This window comes from Pseudomonas alkylphenolica (genome assembly GCF_016009175.1).
Taxonomy (GTDB): domain Bacteria; phylum Pseudomonadota; class Gammaproteobacteria; order Pseudomonadales; family Pseudomonadaceae; genus Aquipseudomonas; species Aquipseudomonas alkylphenolica_B.
Genome location: NZ_JADUCM010000020.1, coordinates 48,463 through 69,305 on the forward strand (window position 1 = coordinate 48,463; position 20,843 = coordinate 69,305).

Genomic DNA, 20,843 nt, shown 5'->3' on the forward strand with positions numbered 1-20,843 from the left:
CTCCGGCTGGAGCCTCGGCATAGCCCGATATCGCGCTATGCCGTCAAATAGAGAGTGGCGGGTACCTATCCCTGGGCACGGCACCATTGTGCGGGGTCGCTTGGGCGACCTTGCTGGCGGATGGCGAAATACAGCCCTGAGTTGTCCTGGCCGCCGCTGTTGCCGACGGTAGAAATCGCCTCACCGGCCTTGACGACATCCCCGGCGCTCTTGAGCAGGCTCTGATTATGGCCGTACAGGCTCAGGTAACCATTACCATGGTCGAGAATGACCAGAAGTCCAGCGCCGCGCAACCAGTCGGCAAACACCACCCGGCCGCCATGTACCGCATGCACCTGGCTGCCTGGCGAGGCGCTGATCATCACACCATCCCACTTCGCCCGGGAGTCGTCACCCCGGGTTTCACCAAATCGTGCCAGCAATCGACCATTGACAGGCCATGGAAGTTTTCCGCGGGCTGCAGAAAAAGCCCCGCCGAAGGTTTCGCCACTGCTTGAAACCAGCGGGCCGGGAATGGCCCTGGGCTTTTTCGGTGCATCGCTGCTGGCCGCCAGGGCTTCGCGCTGGCGCTGTTTTTCGGCTTCCTGGGCAGCGAGCAAGGCTTTTTGCCGCGCTTCTTCCGCTTCACGGGCCTGACGCGCGAGGGTTTCCTCAATGGTCTTCAGCACCCGGGTCAGGTCGGCCTGGTCTTGCTCACGGGCCTGCAGCTTCTGGTCACGGGCCTTGACGTCGGTGTTCAGCTTGGCCAGCACCTGCTGGCGCTCGGCGCGGACTTTTTCCAGTTCCTGGCGCTGGGTATCGAGGGTGCCTTGCTGGGTCAGCAACTGCGCTTGCTGCAGGCTGATGTCCTGCTCGACGTTGGCCAGCTGGCGCAAGGTTTCGTTGAAATTGCGCAACTGTTCCAGGCGCGCCTGGCTCAGGTAATCGTAATAGGTCAGGGTGCGCGCGAATTTTTCCGGGTTCTGCTGGTTGAGCAGCAGCTTGAGGTATTCCTCGCGGCCGTTCTGGTAGGCCGAACGGGCCTGGATGGCAATCAGGCGTTGTTGTTCAACGCGGGCGCTCTGGAGTTTTTTTTTCTCGTGATCAAGGCGCTCCAGCTCGCCCTCGGTCTTTTTTAGTTCTTGTTGCAGGGCCTCCACCTGCTTCTCCAGCTTGCCGATGTCGGTTTCAGTGCTGCGCAGGTCTTTCTGCACACCGGATTTTTCCTGCTGCAACTGGCCGAGCATTTTTTTCAGCTCGGCAATGTCCTGACGCGTGGCGTCCAGTTGCTGCTGGGTTTGCGCGCGCTCGTCGGCTAACGCCGGGCTGAGCAGGCAAGTCAAGGCAAGTAGTATCAGGGCGCGAAACATGGAGTGGGCGACACCAGGGATAGAGACTGGCCTAGTATGCCCGCCGCAGGCGGCAAAAAAAACGCCTCAAGGCAACTGCGTTGAGGCGTTGGTCCGGAAAACCGACCGTTGCGGCCGGTTTACGGGCTTCAGGCGTCGATCAGAATCGAGGTGCCAGTCATTTCTGCAGGCTTTTCCAGGCCCAGCAGTTTCAGCATGGTCGGCGCCACGTCAGCCAGCACACCGCCTTCGCGAACCTGGACGTTGCGCTTGCCGACATAGATGAACGGCACCGGCTCGGTGGTGTGCGCGGTATGCGCCTGGCCGGTGCAGGCGTCTTCCATTTGCTCGACGTTGCCGTGGTCAGCGGTGATCAGGGCTTCGCCACCGACCTTGTCCAGCGCCTCGACGATGCGTCCGACACACAGGTCCAGCGCCTCGACGGCTTTGACCGCGGCTTCGAAGACGCCGCTGTGGCCGACCATGTCGCCGTTGGCGTAGTTGACCACGATCACGTCGTAGCGTTGCTGCTCAATGGCTTCGACGATGCGGTCGGTGACTTCCGGGGCGCTCATCTCTGGCTGCAGGTCGTAGGTGGCGACCTTTGGCGACGGGATCAGGATACGTTCTTCGCCTTCGAACGGCTCTTCGCGTCCGCCGGAGAAAAAGAAGGTGACGTGTGCGTACTTCTCGGTTTCAGCAATGCGCAGCTGGGTCTTGCCATTTTTTGCCAGGTATTCGCCCAGCACGTTGTTGAGGCTGCCCGGTGCAAAGGCGGCCGGGGCCGGGATTTTTGCCGAATACTGGGTCAGGCCGATGTAGGCGGCCAGTTTTGGCAGGCGGGCGCGAGGGAACTCATTGAAGTCGGCTTCGACGAACACCCGCGACAGTTCGCGGGCACGGTCTGCGCGGAAGTTCATGAAGATCACCGCATCGCCGTCTTCGACCTGAACCGCATCACCGATGCGCGTGGCCTTGACGAACTCGTCGCTCTCGCCACGTGCGTAGGCGGCTTCGAGGCCGGCCTGGGCGTTGTCGGCGCTGTACTCGGCGACGCTGTCTACGATCAGGTTGTAGGCCGTCGATACACGGTCCCAACGGTTGTCGCGGTCCATGGCGAAGTAGCGGCCAATCAGACTGGCGATGCGGCCCTTGCCCAGTTTGGCGAAGGTGGCATCGAGCAGTTCGATGGACGATTGCGCGCTTTTTGGCGGCGTGTCGCGCCCGTCGAGGAAAGCGTGCAGGTAGATTTTTTCGGCGCCACGCTGGGCGGCCAGTTCGACCATGGCTACCAGGTGGTCCTGGTGGCTGTGCACGCCGCCATCGGACAGCAGGCCGAGGATGTGCACGGCTTTGCCGGCACTGGCTGCCTTGTCTACGGCGCCGCAGAGCACGGGATTTTCAAAGAACTCGCCATCCTTGATGGCCTTGGTGACCCGGGTGAAGTCCTGGTACACCACGCGGCCAGCGCCGAGGTTCATGTGGCCAACCTCGGAGTTGCCCATTTGCCCGTCGGGCAAGCCGACGTCCATGCCGGAGCCGGAGATCAAGCCGTGCGGCTGGGTAGCGCGCAGGCGGTCGTAAACCGGCGTGTTGGCCGAGTAGATGGCGTTGTATTCGTGGCTTTCGCTGTGACCAAAGCCATCCAGGATGATCAGGACCAAAGGTTTTGGCGTGCTCGTCATCAATCCCACTCTCGGTTGTTCAGATGATAAAGGCACGCATTTTAGGGCAAATTGGCCAAGAAAGACGAATTTACCTCACGTGGCAGCGGGCGCCGTCCGACGGGCTGCACGGGGTAAAGAAGAATTGCCGGCAACTAGCCGGTCGGGCGGGCTTTGGCCGACCTTGGGGGCTGTGTATACTGGCCAACATTTTTAATGGCCTGGAAACACCCTCCGATGGTTGCTCACCTGATTGAATTCGCAACAAATCACTATCTGCTGGTTGGTATCTTCGTCGTTCTGCTGGTGCTGCTGATCATCACCGAAGCGCGCAAAGGCGGACGTAGCCTGAGCACCGGTGAACTGACTGCACTGGTCAACAGTGAGAAAGGCCTGGTAATCGACATTCGTTCGGCCAAGGACTACGCGGCAGGTCATATCGTCGGCGCCCTGAACATTCCGCAGGACAAGTTCGCCGCGCGTATCGGCGAGCTGGAAAAACACAAGGCCGGCAAGACCCTGATCGTCGTTGACGCCATGGGCCAGCACGCCGGCACCACCACCCGCGAACTGCTCAAGGCCGGCTTCAACGCGGCCAAGCTGTCCGGTGGCGTGTCGAGCTGGAAAGCCGACAACCTGCCATTGGTGAAGTGATATGAGCGACGTCATCGTCTACTCCAGCGACTACTGCCCTTACTGCTCGCGGGCCAAGCACCTGCTGCAAAGCAAAGGTGTGGCGTTCGAAGAGATCAAGGTCGATGGCAAGCCGCAGGTGCGCGCCGAAATGAGCCAGAAGGCCGGCCGTACTTCGGTGCCGCAGATCTGGATCGGTAACACCCACGTCGGCGGTTGCGACGACCTGTATGCCCTTGAGCGCGCCGGTAAACTCGACGGCCTGCTCAAGGCTTGAATCAGAACCCCTATTAAAGACCCTGGAAAGAAGGATCTGTCATGACTGATCAACTGAACAACGGCGCAGCTGCAGAAGACGATGGCGCACCTCAGTTCTCGATGCAGCGCATCTATGTTCGCGACCTGTCGTTCGAAGCGCCGAAAAGCCCGGCGATCTTCCGTCAGCAGTGGGAGCCGAGCGTTGCCCTGGACCTGAACACCAAGCAAAAAGGCCTGGAAGGCGATTTCCACGAAGTCGTCCTGACCCTGTCGGTGACCGTGAAAAACGGTGACGAGGTGGCGTTCATTGCTGAAGTCCAGCAGGCCGGTATCTTCCTGATCAAGAACCTGGATGCGGCATCGATGAGCCACACTCTGGGTGCGTTCTGCCCGAACATCCTGTTCCCGTACGCCCGTGAAGCGCTGGACAGCCTGGTGACCCGTGGTTCGTTCCCGGCACTGATGCTGTCGCCGGTCAACTTCGACGCCCTGTACGCGCAGGAAATGCAGCGCATGCAGGAAGCCGGCGAAGCGCCTTCGCTGCAGTAAGTGTTGCGATGTGCCGAAAAAGCGCCCTGAGGGGCGCTTTTTTCTTGGCTCAGGCAAAGCCCTGCTGGCGCCAGGCCTCGTAGACCGTCACCGCGACGGTATTGGACAGGTTCAGGCTGCGGCAGCCCTCGCGCATGGGCAGGCGCAGGCGCTGCTCGGCAGGCAGGCTGTCCAGTACCTCGGCGGGCAGCCCACGGCTTTCCGGGCCGAACAGGAAGGCGTCGCCGGGCTGGAAGGCGGTTTCGTGGTAGGGGTGCGAGGCCTTGGTGGTGAAGGCAAACAGGCGTGGCTGGCCGAGGCTCTCCAGGCAGCTGGCAAGGTCCGCGTGGCGCTTGAGGGTGGCATACTCATGGTAGTCGAGCCCGGCGCGGCGCAGGCGCTTGTCGTCCAGCTCGAAGCCGATGGGCTCGATCAGGTGCAAGGCACAGCCGCTGTTGGCGCAGAGCCTGATTATGTTGCCGGTATTCGGCGGAATCTCTGGTTGGAAGAGGATGACGTGAAACATGCACGGCTCCGAATATAAAGATGGCGAGCATTCTACTCCTGAACCGGACCCGCGTTCGAAGCTATGGCCGCGTGTGCTGTTTTCTCTGGCCTTGTTCGGCATGTTGGTGGGTTTGATGATCGGTCGGTTGACTGCGCCCGAACCGCGCGTGCTGGAGCAGGTTCAGGTCGTGGAGGGCGGTCTGGACCTGTGGTTCAACGAAGCGCCCAACCTGCACGGGGAAACCGTCGAAGGGACGGTAGCGCTGCTGTTCGAGGCTGAAGGCAAGGCTGCACGCGGTCAGTTGCGTTTGCAGGGCAAACCGGTGAGCTGGCGGGTTCAGAAGAGCGATGGCGGGTTGTTGATCACCCTGGTGGCGGCCCGCCCCCTACACGGCGAGTGGGCCGGTGCAGAGGACGATGGGCGCTGGCGTGTGCAGGTGAGGCTGCACGAATAAAAGAGGGGAATCCCCGGCCTGCCTGTACCAAGGCCCCCAAAACTGGAAGTACTGATACTAATGCAGGCTGTGTGCCAATTTTGTTGCAGCCCGTAAAACAAAGGGTTTTGCTGTCTAGTACGGGGTTTTGGCGAGGGTTTGTGCCTTCAGACGGTGCGCAGAAGACTGGTCGGGTCCAGCATTGGGGCATAAACGCTGTACCTGTCCTGTCTCATCGATCCTCGCCGTAGGAGCCAGGCTTGCCGGCGAACCTGGCACTGCGGTGTACCAGGCACACCGCGTCATCGTTCTTCGCGGGCAAGCTACGCTCCTGCCGGGGCACGGCTCAGGCTTCGTCGTCGCCTTCTTCATCGGCGCCATCGACCTTCATGCCCAGTTCCTTGATCTTGCGGGTCAGGGTATTGCGTCCCCAACCCAGCAACACTGCAGCATCGCGGCGGCGGCCGGCGGTGTGCTTGAGGGCTGTTTCGATCATGATGCGCTCGAAGCTCGGCACGGCACTGTCGAGCAGGCTCGACTGGCCGCGGGCCAGTGCCTGGTCGGCCCATTGGCGCAGCGCCTGTTCCCAGTTGGTCACCGGTGCGGCGTCCTGGGGCAGGTTGAGCAGTTCGGGCGGCAGGTCACCGACATGCACTTCACGACCCGAAGCCATCACGGTGATCCAGCGGCAGGTGTTTTCCAGCTGGCGGACGTTGCCGGGCCACGGCAGATTGCGCATGTACTCTTCTGTCTCGGCCTTGAGCAGCTTGGGCTCTACGGCGAGCTCCTGGGCGGCGCGACCAAGGAAGTGGCGGGCCAGGGTCGGTATGTCTTCGCGACGGTCGGCCAGGCGCGGGATGTGGATGCGGATCACGTTCAGGCGATGGAACAGGTCCTCGCGGAACTTGCCGGCCTGCACCAGGGTTTCCAGGTTCTGGTGAGTGGCGGCGATGATGCGTACGTCGACCTTGACCGGCACATGCCCGCCCACCCGGTAGAATTCGCCATCGGCCAGCACGCGCAGCAGACGGGTCTGGGTGTCGGCCGGCATGTCGCCGATTTCATCGAGAAACAGCGTACCGCCATCGGCTTGTTCGAAACGCCCGCGCCGCAGGTTGGCAGCACCGGTGAACGCGCCTTTTTCGTGACCGAACAGCTCGGACTCCATCAGGTCCTTGGGGATCGCTGCCATGTTCAGCGCAATGAATGGCGAGGCGGCGCGCGGGCTGTGGCGGTGCAGGGCGTGAGCGACCAGTTCTTTACCGGTACCCGACTCGCCGTTGATCAGCACGGTGATGTTGGAGTGGCTCAAGCGGCCGATGGCGCGGAACACCTCCTGCATCGCCGGGGCTTCGCCAATGATTTCCGGGGTGCGGGTCAGCGTCGGCGCGACGTCCAGGCCTTGCTGTTCCTGCGCATGTTGATTGGCGCGCTTGACCAGCGATACCGCCTCATCGACATCGAACGGCTTGGGCAGGTACTCGAATGCGCCGCCCTGATAGGACGCCACCGCACTGTCGAGGTCGGAGTGCGCGGTCATGATGATCACCGGCAGGCGCGGATGCTGATCGCGGATTTGCGCGAGCAGATCCAGGCCACTGGCCCCGGGCATGCGGATGTCGGAAATGATCACGTCGGGTTGCTGGCGGGCCAGGCGGCTCATGACGCCGTCGGCGCTGTCGAAGCTTTGCGTGGTCATGCCTTCTTGTTGCAGGGCTTTTTCCAGTACCCAGCGGATGGAGCGATCATCATCGACGATCCAGACGGTTTCACTACGGCTCATGAGGCGGAGGCTCCTTGTTCCAGCGGCAGAAAGATCGAGAACGTGGTGTGGCCAGGATGGCTGTCACACTCGATCAGGCCCTGGTGCTGGCTGATGATGTTCTGGGTAATGGCCAGGCCCAGCCCGGTGCCATCCGGGCGGCCGCTGACCATGGGGTAGAAGATGGTTTCCTGCAGCTCGGCAGGGATGCCCGGGCCGTTGTCGATGATTTCGACCTTGGCCACCAGGCGATGGCGGGTGTGGCCGATGGTGAACTGGCGCATGGCCCGGGTGCGCAGGCTGATGCGGCCCAGGCGCAATTCGTTCTGGCCGCTGATGGCCTGCATGGCATTGCGTACGATGTTGAGCACCGCCTGGATCATCTGCTCGCGGTCGATCAGCACGTCCGGCAGGCTGGGGTCGTAATCGCGCACCAGGGTAATGCCGCCCTGGCTTTCGGCCTCGACCAGGCTGCAGACCCGCTCCAGCACTTCGTGGATATTGGTCATGGCCAGCGATGGCAGCTTGTTCGAGCCGAGCATGCGATCGACAAGGTTGCGCAGGCGGTCGGCCTCTTCAATGATCACATTGGTGTAATCCTTGAGGCTTTCTTCGGGCAACTCCCGGGACAGCAATTGCGCGGCGCCGCGGATGCCGCCCAGGGGATTCTTGATCTCGTGGGCCAGGCCGCGCACCAGCAGCTTGGTGGTTTCCTGCTTAGACAGCTGGGCCTCTTCCTTGGTGATGCGTAGCAGCCGGTCGCGCGGGTGCACTTCCAGCAGCAGCAACGTGCGCCCGCTACTGAGGATCGGTGTCACGGCATAGTCGACGGTCTGGGTTTGCCCGGTCAGCGAGGTCAGCTGCGCTTCACGCTTGGTAAAAGGGTGAGCGTGCTCCACGGCCTGGCGCAAGGAGTTGAGCGCTTCGGGGGACTCCGTAAACAGCTCGCTGATGAATTGCCCATGGCTGCGCTGGCCGCTGATGGCCAGGAGCATTTCCGCGGCCGGGTTCATGTACTCAAGGCGCAGTTCGGCATTGAGCAGGATGGTGGCCGTGGTCAGGTTGTCCAGTAGCAGTCGGTGCAGGGCATCGCTGATGGTCATGGGGCGTCGGTGACCTCTTTTGGCTCATGACGACCCCGGTGGTGCCAGGGTCGCGGGCGCTGGTTGTCTGCTGGTAACAAGAAAATGCAAAAAACAAACCAAGGCTCCGAAAAGAAGCGGATTTGCCGGATAAAGACCTGTAATTGCGCTAAATATGGCTGTAAAGCCCTGATGTTGCCGTGAGATTGAACCAAAATGGGCTGCTTTGCTCACGTGCACGCTGTTGCGTGCACCAATATAGAGCATAGAGGATTGATCAGCGGCTGGCGCACAAATGGACGGTGGCGCGTACCAGGGCCAGATTGCGTTGTGGGGCGGTTGCGCGCTGGGCGATGGCGTGCGCCAGCGCAGAATCGCAGCGTGCAGGCGGGTTGCGGTCGAATTCGGCCAGCTCGCTGAGCAGGCTGCGCTGCAGACGGTCCAGTTGTGGACGCAATTGTGTGGCAAGGTCGATACGCGTTGTCGTTGGGGCGCTGCCGGCTGCGTGCCAGCGCGACAGGGCGCTGTACTGCAGCAGTTTATTGGCCTCGATCTGATCGCTGAAGAACAGGCCGGCCCGTTGGCTGTCGACGCCAAAGCGCGGGGCCTGGGTCTGGGCATTGGCGATGACCTGTTGTTCACGCTCGGTGGCCTGCACCGGCTGGCCTGAATCCCATTTGTTCAGGGCAACCGCTTCGGCGATGTCCAGGCGTTGTTCAATGCTAGTGAGCAAGCGCTGCAAGGCAGTGTCGGGTGGAGGTGTGGATGTGCAGCCCTGGATCAGCAAGAGCGGGGCGAGCAGCAGGGTAAGCGGTGAGCGCATGGCAGGTGTCCTGACGGGAAAACCTCAGTGTGCGTCCTTCTGGCTGTCTGACCTGTCAGCTGAGTCCTATAAAATTGTCAGAAAAAGAAAAGGCCTCCTGAAGGAGGCCTCTCGTTACGCTGCTTGCGCAGGCGTCACTGGATTAGCAGCTGTAGTACAGCTCGTATTCCAGTGGGTGTACGAAGGTACGGACCTTGATTTCTTCTTCGCTCTTCAGCTCGATGAAGGCATCAATGAAGTCGTCAGAGAACACGCCGCCCTTGGTCAGGAATGCACGGCCTTTGTCCAGTTCTTCCAGCGCTTCTTTCAGGCTGCCGCAAACTTGTGGGATGTCTTTCGCCTCTTCAGGCGGCAGGTCGTACAGGTTTTTGTCAGCGGCATCGCCAGGGTGGATCTTGTTCTGGATACCGTCCAGGCCGGCCATCAGCAGTGCTGCGAAGGCCAGGTACGGGTTGGCAGCCGGATCCGGGAAGCGTGCTTCGATACGGCGGGCTTTCGGGCTCGACACGTAAGGAATACGGATCGAAGCGGAACGGTTACGGGCCGAGTAAGCCAGCATGACCGGCGCTTCGAAGCCTGGTACCAGACGCTTGTAGGAGTTGGTCGAAGGGTTGGTGAAACCGTTCAGGGCCTTACCGTGTTTGATGATACCGCCGATGAAGTACAGGGCAGTATCGGACAGGCCGGCATAGCCTTCGCCTGCGAAGGTGTTCTTGCCTTCTTTCCAGATGGACATGTGAACGTGCATGCCCGAACCGTTGTCGCCGTACAGCGGCTTCGGCATGAAGGTGGCAGTGCGGCCGTAGGCATCGGCAACGTTGTGCACGACGTACTTCAGAGCCATGACTTCGTCAGCTTTCTTCACCAGGGTGTTGAACTTGACGCCGATTTCGTTCTGGCCGGCAGTCGCCACTTCGTGGTGGTGGACTTCGACGGTCTGACCCATTTCTTCCAGTGCGTTGCACATGGCAGTACGGATTTCGTGGTCGTGGTCGAACGGCGGAACCGGGAAGTAGCCGCCTTTGACGCCTGGACGGTGGCCTTTGTTGCCGCCTTCGACGTCCTGGTCGGACATCCACGAGCCTTGCTCGGAGTAGATCTTGAACATCGAACCGGAGATGTCCGACTTGAACTTCACTTCGTCGAAGATGAAGAACTCAGGCTCTGGACCGGCGAATACGGTGTCACCGATGCCGGTGCTCTTGAGGTACTCCTCGGCACGCTTGGCGATCGCGCGCGGGTCACGGTCGTAGCCCTGCATGCTCGAAGGGTCGACGATGTCGCAGGTCAGGATCAGGGTCGGCTCTTCGGTGAACGGATCGAGAACGGCGGTATCGTCAACCGGCATCAGGATCATGTCGGAGGCTTCGATGCCTTTCCAGCCAGCGATGGAGGAACCGTCGAACATTTTGCCGACTTCGAAGAAGTCGTCTTCCAGCGCATCGCGGGCCGGCATGGTCACGTGGTGCTGGGTGCCTTTGGTGTCCGTGAAGCGCAGATCAATCCATTTAACGTCATGATCTTTGATGAGTTGAACCGACTTCGACATAGTGTCCTCCGGGTGGGGTAGAGCTTGCCTGTGCAGCCCTTTAATTTGGGTGATGCCGGGCGCGAATAGTCGGCCAAGGCAACCTGCCTCACAAGGGAGCAAATTGCATGCCAGTGCCCCGGTTTGGAGTTTTTGCCCGATTCCTGAGCGTTGCGAGGGTGTTTAACCAAAATGAAGGTGGTTTTGTGCACCCTTAAGTGGCGCATTTGTGGTGAGGCGCCTCATTTTGGTGCGTCGAAAACCTTCTGTAGATTAATTGGTTAAACCTTGAGCAATTTCCGCTATAATCCGCGCCCCACTTTTTTAGTCGGCATCGCGCGCGCTGTATTCAATGAAACTAATCGTAAAAGTCTTCCCAGAGATCACCATCAAGAGCCGCCCGGTTCGCAAACGCTTCATCCGTCAACTGGGCCGCAACATCCGTACCGTGCTCAAGGACCTCGATCCTGCGCTCGCGGTTGACGGTGTCTGGGACAACCTCGAGGTGGTCACCCGCATCGAGGACGAGAAAGTACTGCGCGAGATGATCGAGCGTCTGACCTGCATGCCGGGCATCGCCCATTTCCTGCAGGTCGACGAGTACCCGCTGGGCGATTTTGACGACATCGTCGCCAAGTGCAAGACCCACTTTGGTCACCTGCTGCCCGGCAAGCGCTTTGCCGTGCGCTGCAAGCGTGGCGGTCACCACAGCTTCACCTCGATGGACGTCGACCGTTATGTCGGCAGCCAGCTGCGCCAGCAGTGCGGCGCCGCCGGTATCGACCTGCGCACCCCTGAAGTCGAGGTGCGCATCGAGGTGCGCGACAAGCTCTTGTACGTGATCCACAACCAGCACAAGGGCATCGGCGGTTACCCGCTGGGCACGCTGGAACAGACCCTGGTACTGATGTCCGGTGGCTTCGACTCCACCGTGGCGGCCTACCAGATGATGCGCCGCGGCCTGATGACCCACTTCTGCTTCTTCAACCTTGGCGGTCGCGCCCACGAGCTGGGGGTGATGGAAGTCGCCCACTTCCTGTGGAAGAAATACGGCAGCAGCCAGCGCGTGCTGTTTGTCAGCGTGCCATTCGAAGAAGTGGTCGGCGAGATTCTCGGCAAGGTCGACAACAGCTACATGGGCGTGACCCTCAAGCGCATGATGCTGCGAGCGGCGACCAACATTGCCGACCGTCTGGAAATCGATGCCCTGGTGACCGGTGAAGCCATCTCCCAGGTATCGAGTCAGACCCTGCCCAACCTGGCCGTGATCGACTCGGCCACCGAGAAACTGGTACTGCGTCCGCTGCTGGCCAGCCACAAGCAGGACATCATCGACCAGGCCAACCAGATCGGTACCGCCGAGTTCGCCAAGCACATGCCGGAATACTGCGGCGTGATTTCGGTGAACCCGACCACCTGTGCCAAGCGTCATCGCGTCGACCATGAAGAGAAGCAGTTCGACATGGCCGTGCTCGAGCGTGCGCTGGAGCGCGCGCGCCTGGTGTCCATCGACAATGTGATCGATGAACTTGGCCAGGATATCCAGATCGAAGAAGTCAGCCAGGCGCTGGCCGGGCAGGTGGTCATTGATATTCGCCACCCTGATGCCCAGGAAGACCAGCCTCTGGAACTGGACGGTATCGAGGTCAAGGCCTTGCCGTTCTACGCCCTGAACAGTCGCTTCAAGGAGCTGGATGCCACGCGCCAGTACCTGCTGTATTGCGACAAGGGTGTGATGAGTCGCCTGCATGCCCATCATTTGCTCAGTGAGGGACATGCCAATGTGCGCGTTTATCGTCCGACATAAAACGCCGGGGTTGTATGGTGGGAGCATCCGCCATCGCCCTCCCGACCTGCGGGCCCGTTGAGCGCCATTCATTCATATTCGCCGCCTAGACTGGGCGGCAACCCGAATCCTCTGATCGAGATACACACGTGATCGAAAATCTGCGTAACATCGCCATCATCGCCCACGTTGACCATGGTAAAACCACCCTGGTCGACAAACTCCTGCGTCAGTCCGGCACTCTGGAGCGTAACGAGCTCAACGACGAGCGCGTCATGGACTCCAACGACCAGGAAAAAGAGCGCGGTATTACCATTCTGGCGAAAAACACCGCCATCAACTGGAACGGCTACCACATCAACATCGTCGACACCCCCGGCCACGCCGACTTCGGTGGCGAGGTTGAGCGTGTAATGTCGATGGTCGACTCCGTGCTGCTGCTGGTCGACGCCCAGGACGGCCCTATGCCGCAAACCCGTTTCGTGACCAAGAAGGCGTTCGAAGCCGGCCTGCGTCCGATCGTCGTGATCAACAAGGTTGACCGTCCGGGCGCGCGTCCTGACTGGGTTCTGGACCAGATCTTCGACCTGTTCGACAACCTCGGTGCCACCGAAGAACAGCTGGACTTCAAAGTCGTCTACGCCTCGGCCCTGAACGGCATTGCCGGTCTGGACCACACCGAAATGGCCGAAGACATGACCCCGCTGTACCAGTCGATCGTCGACAACGTTCCAGCGCCTGCTGTTGACCGTGACGGCCCGTTCCAGATGCAGATCTCTGCCCTGGACTACAACAGCTTCCTCGGTGTTATCGGCGTTGGCCGTATCGCCCGTGGTCGCGTCAAGCCGAACACCCCGGTTGTTGCCATCGACGTCGACGGCAAGAAGCGCAACGGCCGTATCCTGAAGCTGATGGGTCACCACGGTCTGCACCGCGTTGACGTTGAAGAAGCCCAGGCTGGCGACATCGTCTGCATCAGCGGTTTCGACGAGCTGTTCATCTCCGACACCCTGTGCTCCCCGGACGCAGTAGAAGCGATGAAGCCGCTGACCGTTGACGAACCAACCGTTTCGATGACCTTCCAGGTCAACGACTCGCCGTTCTGCGGTAAAGAAGGCAAGTTCGTCACCAGCCGTAACATCAAAGAGCGTCTGGACAAAGAGCTGCTGTACAACGTTGCACTGCGCGTTGAAGAAGGCGACTCGGCTGACAAGTTCAAGGTCTCTGGCCGTGGTGAACTGCACCTGTCGGTACTGATCGAAACCATGCGTCGCGAAGGCTTCGAAATGGGTGTTGGTCGTCCGGAAGTAATCATCCGTGAAGTCGACGGCGTGAAGAACGAGCCGTTCGAAAACGTCACCATCGACATCCCTGAAGATTCGCAGGGCAAGGTCATGGAAGAAATGGGTCTGCGTAAGGGCGACCTGACCAACATGGTTCCGGATGGCAAGGGCCGTGTGCGCCTGGAGTACAACATCCCGGCCCGTGGTCTGATCGGTTTCCGTAACCAGTTCCTGACCCTGACCAACGGTGCAGGCATCCTGACCTCGATCTTCGATCGTTACGCTCCGATGAAGTCCGGCCACATGTCCGGTCGTCAGAACGGCGTACTGGTTTCGGTTGAAACCGGCAAGGCGCTGACCTACTCGCTGGAAACCCTGCAGGCTCGTGGCAAGCTGTTCGTAGAGCACGGCCAGGAGATCTACAACGGTCAGATCGTTGGTCTGAACAGCCGTGACAACGACCTCGGCGTCAACCCTACCAAGGGCAAGAAGCTCGACAACATGCGTGCTTCGGGTAAAGACGAAACCATCGCCCTGGTTCCACCTGTTCGCTTCACCCTGGAACAGGCTCTGGAATTCATCCAGGACGACGAGCTGTGCGAAGTAACGCCTAAGTCGATCCGTCTGCGTAAGAAGATCCTGGACGAAGGCGAGCGTACCCGCGCTGCCAAGAAAGCCAAGGCTAACTAAGCCAGGCTGAATAAAAACGCCCCCGGTCGAAAGGCCGGGGGCGTTTTTTTTGGTCGCCAAAAAGCCGCATTCGTGAGAAAGAGCCCGACATATTGTCGGGTTCTTCGTTAGAAGCTTGCAGCCCATTGATGCCAGCAGAATCGGGGGCTAGCTTGACTGGCTTTCCCAAGGAAGCTGGATCATGAAGCGAATTATAGGATGGGTAATCCCTTGTTTTTTTACGAGCCTGCACGTCGGCGCCAGTGAGGCGTGCTCAGATGTTCGCGCGCAGGAGGTGGTGAGTTGCTACGTGAAGGCGGCCCAGCAGGAACCGCTCGATCATGTATTGCGAGCACAGGAGTCCGATGCGGGTTATGAGTGGCGTCACTATCGCATGACCTCGCAAACCTGGCAGCCCGCTCCGGTAGTCAAGCCCGCACGCTGGCGGCATAGCGTCGAGATGCACATTCCGCCCGGCGCCCTGCCGGAAAAAGCCCTGCTGGTGGTCAACAACGGCGTACGCTTCGGGCCCGAACAATCGCCTGATTATTCTCGCGAGGTCTTGCGAGAAATTTCCCTGCTGACGCGCACAGTGGTGGTGATGATCACTGACGTGCCCAATCAGGCCCTGTCATTCAGCGATCTGGACGTGCCCGTGAAAGAGGATGAAGCCGTCGCTCATACCTGGGCCCATTGGATGAGCGATGAGGCGGCCCCTGCCGAGTTGCCCCTGCATGTACCGATGGCCGTGGCAGCGAGCCGGGCAATGGATCTGGCAGTACAAGCGTTGCCTGATTTGAGGGTTGAGCGTTTTATCGTCACCGGTGCCTCCAAGCGGGGATGGAGTGCCTGGCTCACGGCGTTGTCGGACGAGCGTGTTGTGGCCATCGTGCCAGCGGTCATCGACGTTGCCGATACGTCGTCAATGCTGGCCGGACTGCGCAAACGCTACGGTGGAGAGTGGCCGCTCGCCTTGTGGCGCTACCAGGCTGCCGGGGTGTTGCCGCAACTGGGGACGCCAGCCTTTGACAGGCTGATGCAACTGATGGACCCCATGCAGTACCTGGAGGAACCCGGGCGACGCCTGGACATTCCCAAATACCTGGTGTCCGCCAGCGGAGATGATTTTTTCTCGCCCGACCCTGTCACGAATTACCTGGCGCGGCTGCCAGGCCAGACGAGCCTGAGGGTGTTGCCCAATTCGGATCATTACGGCGTGCGCGCCCATGTCGCCACCACCCTGGTGCCTCTGGTTCAACGTATCCAGGCAGGTCGTGATTTACCAGCCCTGCAAGTCGCTGCTGCGGGTGAGGGAGGGCTGGTTGAGGTCCGCGCTTCTGAGCTTCCCGCGGCGGTTCGGCTATGGACGGCAGCCAACCCCGACGACCGGGACTTTCGATATGCCTGCGGTGTTCGCTTCGCCTCTCAAACACTGCAAGTGCGCAACCAGGCTTTCAGCCTGCAGCTGCCCAGCGTTGCGTCAGGCTGGCAGGCCTGGTTTGTAGAGGCGCGGTTTGCCGATGGTTTTGTCGCCACCAGCCCGGTCAGCGTGTTGCCCGAGACATTCCCGGCGCACCCGCCGAAGGCAGTCGGTGAGGCCTGCAAGACCTTTCCAGGCTGAGGGGCTTACCTGGCGGATTTTGGCATGTAGGCGCAATAGCCCGGGCGCGGGCCGATCCGCGGGTGGTTGCGGCAGGTGTCCGGGCGTTTGTCATAAATGGTGCACAGGCGGCTTTTACGATCCAGATAGAGGCAGTCGTCGTTGCTCATCTGTGCCAGGGTGAAGATGCCCGACTTCTGGTTGAAGCGCTGGATGATCCCGTCCTTCTGCAAGCGCTTGGCAATGTTCTTCGGCGGCTCGCCCACTTCGAACTCATCGACAACGCCCATGCGGATGAGGTCTTTGATTTTTACCTCGGTCGGCAAGGTGCAGCAGGTCGATTTGCAGCCCCCGCACATATGGCTTTGGTACTTTTGCCAGGTCTCCAGGCGGTCGACTTCGGCGGCGGCAATCAGGGTCGGTTTCATCAGGCTCGTTTCAGATGTTTTTTACTGGGCGCGCGATCATACCGGAGTTGATCAAAATGTGAACAACCATTTGCCCGTCGGTACCTCAACCGGTACTGCTTTTGCAGGAAGTATTCACAGAAAGCTGCCGAACCTGCGCTTTCGCTCTGTGTCGAACCGTCTAGGCTGAGAAGTCTCCATCCGCTTTCGTCAACTTGCCCGAGGACGTTACATGTCTCAGGAACCGCTCGCACGTGACGCAGAGGTGGCTGCCTTTCGCACCGCTGTGCTGGAAAAACTGACCTACGCCGTCGGCAAGGACCCCGAGCATGCCTTTGAGCACGACTGGTTCGAGGCTATCGCCCTGGCGGCCCGCGACCACATGGTCGATCACTGGATGGACCACACCCGGCAGATCTATCGCAGCAGCCAGAAGCGCGTGTACTACCTGTCCCTCGAGTTCCTCATCGGCCGCTTGCTGTATGACAGCCTGAGCAACCTGGGCCTGCTGGATATTGCCCGGGAGGCGCTGAGTGGCCTGGATGTCGATCTTGAGCGTATTCGCCTGCTGGAGCCGGATGCGGCCTTGGGCAACGGTGGCCTGGGCCGCCTGGCCGCCTGTTTCATGGAGAGCATGTCGACCTTGGGAATTGCCGCCCACGGTTACGGTATTCGCTACGAACACGGACTGTTTCGCCAGGCGCTGGTGGATGGCTGGCAGCAGGAGCAAACCGAAAACTGGCTGGATTTCGGCAACCCGTGGGAGTTTGAGCGGGCGGAGGTGATCTATCCGATCAGCTTCGGCGGTAGCGTCGAAACGGTGCATGACGGCAACGGCGAACCGCGGCAGGTATGGTGGCCGGCCGAGACCGTGCGGGCAGTGGCCTACGATACACCGGTGGTCGGCTGGCGGGGTGCCAGCGTCAACACCCTGCGGCTGTGGCGTGCACGGGCACTGGAAGAGCTGCACCTGGAGCGTTTCAACGCCGGTGACCACCTCGGCGCCGTGGCAGAAGTGGCGCGCGCCGAAAGCATTTCGCGGGTGCTGTACCCGGCCGACAGCACCGAAGCGGGCCAGGAATTGCGCCTGCGTCAGGAATATTTCTTTGTCTGCGCCTCGTTGCAGGACCTGCTGCGCCGGCACCTGAACATGCACGACAGCCTGCTCAACCTGCCAGACCAGGCGGCGATCCAGCTCAACGATACCCACCCCTCGATTGCAGTGGCCGAGCTGATGCGCCTGCTGGTCGACCAGCATGAGGTGCCCTGGGACACCGCCTGGCAACTGACGGTCGGGACACTGGCCTACACCAACCACACCCTGTTGCCCGAGGCCCTGGAAACCTGGCCGGTCAGCCTGATGGAGCGCATGCTGCCGCGGCACATGCAGATCATCTACCTGATCAATGCTTTTCATATCGATGACCTGCGTGCCAAGGGCATCCACGATTTCGATGTGCTGCGCGCGGTGTCGTTGATCGAGGAAGACAACGGCCGGCGGGTGCGCATGGGCAACCTGGCGTTTCTCGGCTCGCACAGTGTCAACGGTGTGTCGGGGCTGCACAGCAAGCTGATGCGCAGCACGGTGTTCGCCGAGCTGCACAAGCTGTACCCCGAGCGGATCAACAACAAGACCAACGGCATTACCTTCCGGCGCTGGTTGTACCAGGCCAACCCGCAGCTGACCGCCATGCTGGTCGAGGCGCTCGGCGAGGATGTGCTGGATAACCCTGAAGGGCGCTTGCGGGACCTTGATCCTTTTGCCGAAAAAGCCTCATTTCGCAAGCAGTTTGCCGAGCAACGGCTGCACAGCAAGCAGGCGCTGGCCAGCCTGATCCAGGAACGCCTGGGGATTACGGTCAACCCGCAGGCAATGTTCGATGTACAGGTAAAGCGCATCCACGAATACAAACGCCAGTTGCTCAACCTGTTGCACACCGTGGCCTTGTACCAGGCCATTCGTGCCGAGCCCGGCGCTGGCTGGGCGCCGCGGGTGAAAATCTTTGCCGGCAAGGCTGCTGCCAGTTATCACCAGGCCAAGCTGATCATCAAATTGTCCAACGACATTGCCAGGGTGGTGAACAACGACCCGACCGTGCGCGGCCTGCTGAAAGTGGTATTCCTGCCCAACTACAACGTGAGCCTGGCCGAAAGCATCATTCCGGCAGCCGACCTGTCCGAGCAGATTTCCACAGCAGGTTACGAGGCATCCGGTACCAGCAACATGAAGTTTGGCCTCAACGGCGCCCTGACTATCGGCACCCTGGACGGCGCCAACGTGGAGATGTGCGAGCAGGTGGGCGCCGAAAACATGTTCATTTTCGGCCTCACCGCTCAGCAGGTGGAGGCGCGCAAACGCAGCGGCGACTTTGGCGCCAGTGCCGCGATCGGCGCTTCGTACCGTCTCAATGATGTGCTCCAGGCCATTCGCAGCGGGGTGTTCTCGCATGATGATCCGGCCCGTTACGTGGGCCTGGTGGATGGCCTGGTGGCGCATGACCGCTTCCTGGTGTGTGCCGACTTCGATGCCTACTGGGAAGCGCAAATGCGTGTTGAAGCGCTCTGGAGCGATCCCCAGAAGTGGTGGCGCATTGCTGTGCTCAACACCGCACGCATGGGCTGGTTTTCCTCGGACCGGACCATTCGCGAGTACGCCACGCAAATCTGGAAAGCCCTCGACTAAGCTGTGCAGAACGGCCCCGGGGCGATGAACTCTCGGGCCAAACAGCCGTCTGATCGGGCAAGCGCGTCGGATAGCTCGCTAGCGCCGCACTCTCCCTGTAAACTGCGGGGGTTTTTATTACCCCCCATCCTTCGGAGCCTTACATGTCCCGCGTTACCCTGAGTCGCTATTTGATTGAGCAGACCCGCAGCAACAGTACCCCTGCCGATCTGCGCTTCCTGATCGAAGTGGTGGCGCGTGCGTGCAAGGAGATCAGCCACAACGTTTCCAAGGGCGCCCTGGGCGGTGTTCTGGGCAGCATGGGCACCGAAAACGTGCAAGGCGAAGTCCAGAAGAAGCTGGACGTGATTTCCAACGACATCCTGCTCGAAGCCAACGAGTGGGGCGGTCACCTGGCCGGCATGGCGTCCGAAGAAATGGACAATGCCTACCAGATCCCGGGCAAATACCCGAAAGGTGCCTACCTGCTGGTATTCGACCCGCTGGACGGTTCGTCGAACATCGACGTCAACGTCTCGGTCGGCACCATCTTCTCGGTACTGCGTTGCCCTAACGAGTACCTGAGCCAGAACGAAAGCCTCAACGAGCAGGCGTTCCTGCAACCGGGCACCAAGCAAGTTGCCGCCGGTTACGCAATCTATGGTCCGCAGACCATGCTGATCCTGACCCTGGGCAACGGCGTCAAAGGCTTTACCCTGGACCGCGAGCTGGGCAGCTTCGTGCTGACCCACGAGAACATCCAGGTACCGGAAACCACCGCTGAGTTCGCCATCAACATGTCCAACCAGCGTCACTGGGAAGCCCCGGTGACCCGCTATGTGGGCGAGCTGCTGGCCGGTGAGACCGGTCCGCTGAAAAAGAACTACAACATGCGCTGGATCGCCTCGATGGTTGCCGACGTGCACCGCATCCTGACCCGTGGCGGCCTGTTCATGTACCCGCGCGACGCGCGTGAGCCGTCCAAACCGGGCAAGCTGCGTCTGATGTACGAAGCCAACCCGATGTCGTTCATCATCGAACAGGCTGGCGGTGCTTCCACCGACGGCAACCAGCGCATCCTCGACATCCAGCCAGACAGCCTGCACCAGCGTGTAGCGGTGTTCCTCGGCTCCAAGCAGGAAGTCGAGCGCGTTACCGGTTATCACCAGGAGTAAATCATGCTCGCACCTTGGCAGCCGTTACTGGAGTGGTGGTTCGGATGGGGCGCCAGTCCCCAGGACGTCGCTGACGAGAAGAGCACGCTGTGGTTCGGCAAGCACCATGACGTCGAAGCGCATGAGCGTTTCGGCGACTTGGTCGAGCAAGCTCTGGCCGGTGGTCTGGACGAATGGCTGCAAAGCCCGCAAGGCTGGCTGGGCCTGGTGCTGTTGCTGGACCAGCTGCCGCGGATGATCCACCGCGACACGCCGCGCGCCTTCGATGGCGACCGGCGTGCCCAGGTGCTGGTGATGCAGGGGCTGGACAAGGCCTGGGACTATCAGCTGTTGCCGATCCAGCGGGTGTTCATCCTGCTGGTGCTGGAGCATGCCGAGGTCCTTGACTGGCAGAACGTCAGTGTCGAGCGCTATCAACTGTTGCTGGACGCCCAGCCGGATGCAGACCGACGTCTGTTTGAAGGCTTTCTTGACTACGCCGAGCAACATCAGCGGGTGATTGCCCGCTTCGGCCGTTTTCCGCATCGCAATCTGATTCTGAATCGGCCGAGTACCGATGAAGAAATGGATTTTCTGCTGGAGCCGGGTTCCAGGTTCTGAAGAAGTGGTTGCTTTATCGCTGGTCGGTGGAAGCCAGGCTAGCCGGCGAAGCGGGCACTGCGGTGTACCTGGTACACCGCACCATCGTTATTCGCGGGCAAGTCGGAGCGCTGC

The 20,843-nt window shown here is 60.6% G+C and carries 18 protein-coding genes; 10 read left to right on the forward strand and 8 right to left on the reverse strand.

Annotated features, from left to right (window positions below):
• Nucleotides 1-65: 65 nt before the first annotated feature.
• On the reverse strand, nucleotides 66-1,349 hold the full coding sequence (locus I5S59_RS17340) for a murein hydrolase activator EnvC family protein (RefSeq protein WP_197877701.1): 1,284 nt from the start codon (nucleotides 1,347-1,349) through the stop codon (nucleotides 66-68).
• Between the two features lie 128 nt (nucleotides 1,350-1,477).
• On the reverse strand, nucleotides 1,478-3,013 hold the full coding sequence (gene gpmI / locus I5S59_RS17345) for a 2,3-bisphosphoglycerate-independent phosphoglycerate mutase (protein WP_197877702.1): 1,536 nt from the start codon (nucleotides 3,011-3,013) through the stop codon (nucleotides 1,478-1,480).
• Between the two features lie 216 nt (nucleotides 3,014-3,229).
• Here gpmI and I5S59_RS17350 point away from each other — a divergent pair, with 216 nt between their 5' ends.
• Genes I5S59_RS17350 through secB form a run of 3 tightly spaced genes read left to right on the forward strand, consistent with a single transcriptional unit; the run spans nucleotide 3,230 to nucleotide 4,432 of the window.
• On the forward strand, nucleotides 3,230-3,646 hold the full coding sequence (locus I5S59_RS17350; protein WP_197877703.1) for a rhodanese-like domain-containing protein: 417 nt from the start codon (nucleotides 3,230-3,232) through the stop codon (nucleotides 3,644-3,646).
• 1 nt (nucleotide 3,647) lies between these two features.
• Entirely contained in the window at nucleotides 3,648-3,902 is a 255-nt protein-coding gene (gene grxC / locus I5S59_RS17355; protein WP_128321701.1) for a glutaredoxin 3, read from the forward strand.
• A gap of 41 nt (nucleotides 3,903-3,943) precedes the next feature.
• A complete protein-coding gene (gene secB, locus I5S59_RS17360; RefSeq protein ID WP_128321700.1) occupies nucleotides 3,944-4,432 on the forward strand; it encodes a protein-export chaperone SecB in 489 nt (162 codons plus the stop codon).
• A gap of 49 nt (nucleotides 4,433-4,481) precedes the next feature.
• Here the strand turns inward: secB and I5S59_RS17365 are convergent, their stop codons facing one another.
• Complete coding sequence (locus I5S59_RS17365) at nucleotides 4,482-4,937, reverse strand: tRNA (cytidine(34)-2'-O)-methyltransferase (protein ID WP_197877704.1); 456 nt, start codon at nucleotides 4,935-4,937, stop codon at nucleotides 4,482-4,484.
• Here I5S59_RS17365 and I5S59_RS17370 point away from each other — a divergent pair.
• Nucleotides 4,936-5,373 (forward strand): hypothetical protein, encoded by a 438-nt coding sequence (locus I5S59_RS17370; protein ID WP_197877705.1) that lies wholly within the window; start codon nucleotides 4,936-4,938, stop codon nucleotides 5,371-5,373. The genes I5S59_RS17365 and I5S59_RS17370 overlap by 2 nt on opposite strands.
• A gap of 325 nt (nucleotides 5,374-5,698) precedes the next feature.
• Here I5S59_RS17370 and ntrC read toward each other — a convergent pair whose 3' ends face one another.
• From ntrC to glnA, 4 genes are all read right to left on the reverse strand, one after another.
• Entirely contained in the window at nucleotides 5,699-7,135 is a 1,437-nt protein-coding gene (gene ntrC / locus I5S59_RS17375; protein WP_197877706.1) for a nitrogen regulation protein NR(I), read from the reverse strand.
• Nucleotides 7,132-8,217 carry a nitrogen regulation protein NR(II) gene (glnL, locus tag I5S59_RS17380; RefSeq protein WP_128321696.1) on the reverse strand — a complete coding sequence of 362 codons (1,086 nt, stop codon included), beginning with the start codon at nucleotides 8,215-8,217 and terminating at the stop codon, nucleotides 7,132-7,134. The genes ntrC and glnL overlap by 4 nt, the downstream gene beginning before the upstream one ends.
• Before the next feature lie 256 nt (nucleotides 8,218-8,473).
• The gene (locus I5S59_RS17385) at nucleotides 8,474-9,019 is read right to left on the reverse strand and encodes a chorismate mutase (protein ID WP_197877707.1); all 546 of its coding nucleotides are present in this window, start codon (nucleotides 9,017-9,019) and stop codon (nucleotides 8,474-8,476) included.
• A 142-nt stretch (nucleotides 9,020-9,161) separates the two neighbouring features.
• Nucleotides 9,162-10,568: a type I glutamate--ammonia ligase gene (glnA, locus tag I5S59_RS17390; protein WP_128321694.1), complete on the reverse strand. Its 1,407-nt coding sequence runs from the start codon at nucleotides 10,566-10,568 to the stop codon at nucleotides 9,162-9,164.
• Between the two features lie 331 nt (nucleotides 10,569-10,899).
• Between glnA and thiI the strand changes: the two genes are divergently transcribed.
• The 3 genes from thiI (at nucleotide 10,900) to I5S59_RS17405 (ending at nucleotide 15,906) form a co-directional block, all read left to right on the forward strand.
• The gene (thiI, locus tag I5S59_RS17395; RefSeq protein WP_197877708.1) at nucleotides 10,900-12,354 is read left to right on the forward strand and encodes a tRNA uracil 4-sulfurtransferase ThiI; all 1,455 of its coding nucleotides are present in this window, start codon (nucleotides 10,900-10,902) and stop codon (nucleotides 12,352-12,354) included.
• A gap of 128 nt (nucleotides 12,355-12,482) precedes the next feature.
• On the forward strand, nucleotides 12,483-14,306 hold the full coding sequence (typA, locus tag I5S59_RS17400) for a translational GTPase TypA (protein WP_128321692.1): 1,824 nt from the start codon (nucleotides 12,483-12,485) through the stop codon (nucleotides 14,304-14,306).
• A gap of 289 nt (nucleotides 14,307-14,595) precedes the next feature.
• The gene (locus I5S59_RS17405; RefSeq protein ID WP_332262083.1) at nucleotides 14,596-15,906 is read left to right on the forward strand and encodes a PhoPQ-activated protein PqaA family protein; all 1,311 of its coding nucleotides are present in this window, start codon (nucleotides 14,596-14,598) and stop codon (nucleotides 15,904-15,906) included.
• A 5-nt stretch (nucleotides 15,907-15,911) separates the two neighbouring features.
• Here the strand turns inward: I5S59_RS17405 and I5S59_RS17410 are convergent, their stop codons facing one another.
• Nucleotides 15,912-16,313, reverse strand: a complete 402-nt coding sequence (locus I5S59_RS17410) for a YkgJ family cysteine cluster protein (RefSeq protein ID WP_197877710.1) — start codon at nucleotides 16,311-16,313, stop codon at nucleotides 15,912-15,914.
• 211 nt (nucleotides 16,314-16,524) lie between these two features.
• Here I5S59_RS17410 and I5S59_RS17415 point away from each other — a divergent pair, with 211 nt between their 5' ends.
• From I5S59_RS17415 to I5S59_RS17425, 3 genes are all read left to right on the forward strand, one after another.
• Nucleotides 16,525-18,975 carry a glycogen/starch/alpha-glucan phosphorylase gene (locus tag I5S59_RS17415; RefSeq protein ID WP_197877711.1) on the forward strand — a complete coding sequence of 817 codons (2,451 nt, stop codon included), beginning with the start codon at nucleotides 16,525-16,527 and terminating at the stop codon, nucleotides 18,973-18,975.
• A 143-nt stretch (nucleotides 18,976-19,118) separates the two neighbouring features.
• Entirely contained in the window at nucleotides 19,119-20,129 is a 1,011-nt protein-coding gene (locus I5S59_RS17420) for a class 1 fructose-bisphosphatase (protein WP_128321688.1), read from the forward strand.
• Nucleotides 20,130-20,132: 3 nt separating this feature from the next.
• Nucleotides 20,133-20,729, forward strand: coding sequence for a DUF924 family protein (locus tag I5S59_RS17425; protein ID WP_197877712.1), 597 nt, complete (start codon nucleotides 20,133-20,135; stop codon nucleotides 20,727-20,729).
• The last annotated feature ends 114 nt before the right edge of the window (nucleotides 20,730-20,843 follow it).

What these genes read in the sequence shown, in the direction of transcription:
- I5S59_RS17415 (WP_197877711.1), top strand. Translation starts at nt 16,525, where the DNA reads ATGTCTCAGGAACCGCTCGCACGTGACGCAGAGGTGGCTGCCTTTCGC.
- I5S59_RS17385 (WP_197877707.1), bottom strand. Translation starts at nt 9,019, where the DNA reads ATGCGCTCACCGCTTACCCTGCTGCTCGCCCCGCTCTTGCTGATCCAG.
- gpmI (WP_197877702.1), bottom strand. Translation starts at nt 3,013, where the DNA reads ATGACGAGCACGCCAAAACCTTTGGTCCTGATCATCCTGGATGGCTTT.
- secB (WP_128321700.1), top strand. Translation starts at nt 3,944, where the DNA reads ATGACTGATCAACTGAACAACGGCGCAGCTGCAGAAGACGATGGCGCA.
- I5S59_RS17420 (WP_128321688.1), top strand. Translation starts at nt 19,119, where the DNA reads ATGTCCCGCGTTACCCTGAGTCGCTATTTGATTGAGCAGACCCGCAGC.
- I5S59_RS17340 (WP_197877701.1), bottom strand. Translation starts at nt 1,349, where the DNA reads ATGTTTCGCGCCCTGATACTACTTGCCTTGACTTGCCTGCTCAGCCCG.
- thiI (WP_197877708.1), top strand. Translation starts at nt 10,900, where the DNA reads ATGAAACTAATCGTAAAAGTCTTCCCAGAGATCACCATCAAGAGCCGC.
- I5S59_RS17370 (WP_197877705.1), top strand. Translation starts at nt 4,936, where the DNA reads ATGCACGGCTCCGAATATAAAGATGGCGAGCATTCTACTCCTGAACCG.
- glnA (WP_128321694.1), bottom strand. Translation starts at nt 10,568, where the DNA reads ATGTCGAAGTCGGTTCAACTCATCAAAGATCATGACGTTAAATGGATT.
- I5S59_RS17425 (WP_197877712.1), top strand. Translation starts at nt 20,133, where the DNA reads ATGCTCGCACCTTGGCAGCCGTTACTGGAGTGGTGGTTCGGATGGGGC.
- glnL (WP_128321696.1), bottom strand. Translation starts at nt 8,217, where the DNA reads ATGACCATCAGCGATGCCCTGCACCGACTGCTACTGGACAACCTGACC.
- I5S59_RS17350 (WP_197877703.1), top strand. Translation starts at nt 3,230, where the DNA reads ATGGTTGCTCACCTGATTGAATTCGCAACAAATCACTATCTGCTGGTT.
- ntrC (WP_197877706.1), bottom strand. Translation starts at nt 7,135, where the DNA reads ATGAGCCGTAGTGAAACCGTCTGGATCGTCGATGATGATCGCTCCATC.
- grxC (WP_128321701.1), top strand. Translation starts at nt 3,648, where the DNA reads ATGAGCGACGTCATCGTCTACTCCAGCGACTACTGCCCTTACTGCTCG.
- I5S59_RS17365 (WP_197877704.1), bottom strand. Translation starts at nt 4,937, where the DNA reads ATGTTTCACGTCATCCTCTTCCAACCAGAGATTCCGCCGAATACCGGC.
- I5S59_RS17410 (WP_197877710.1), bottom strand. Translation starts at nt 16,313, where the DNA reads ATGAAACCGACCCTGATTGCCGCCGCCGAAGTCGACCGCCTGGAGACC.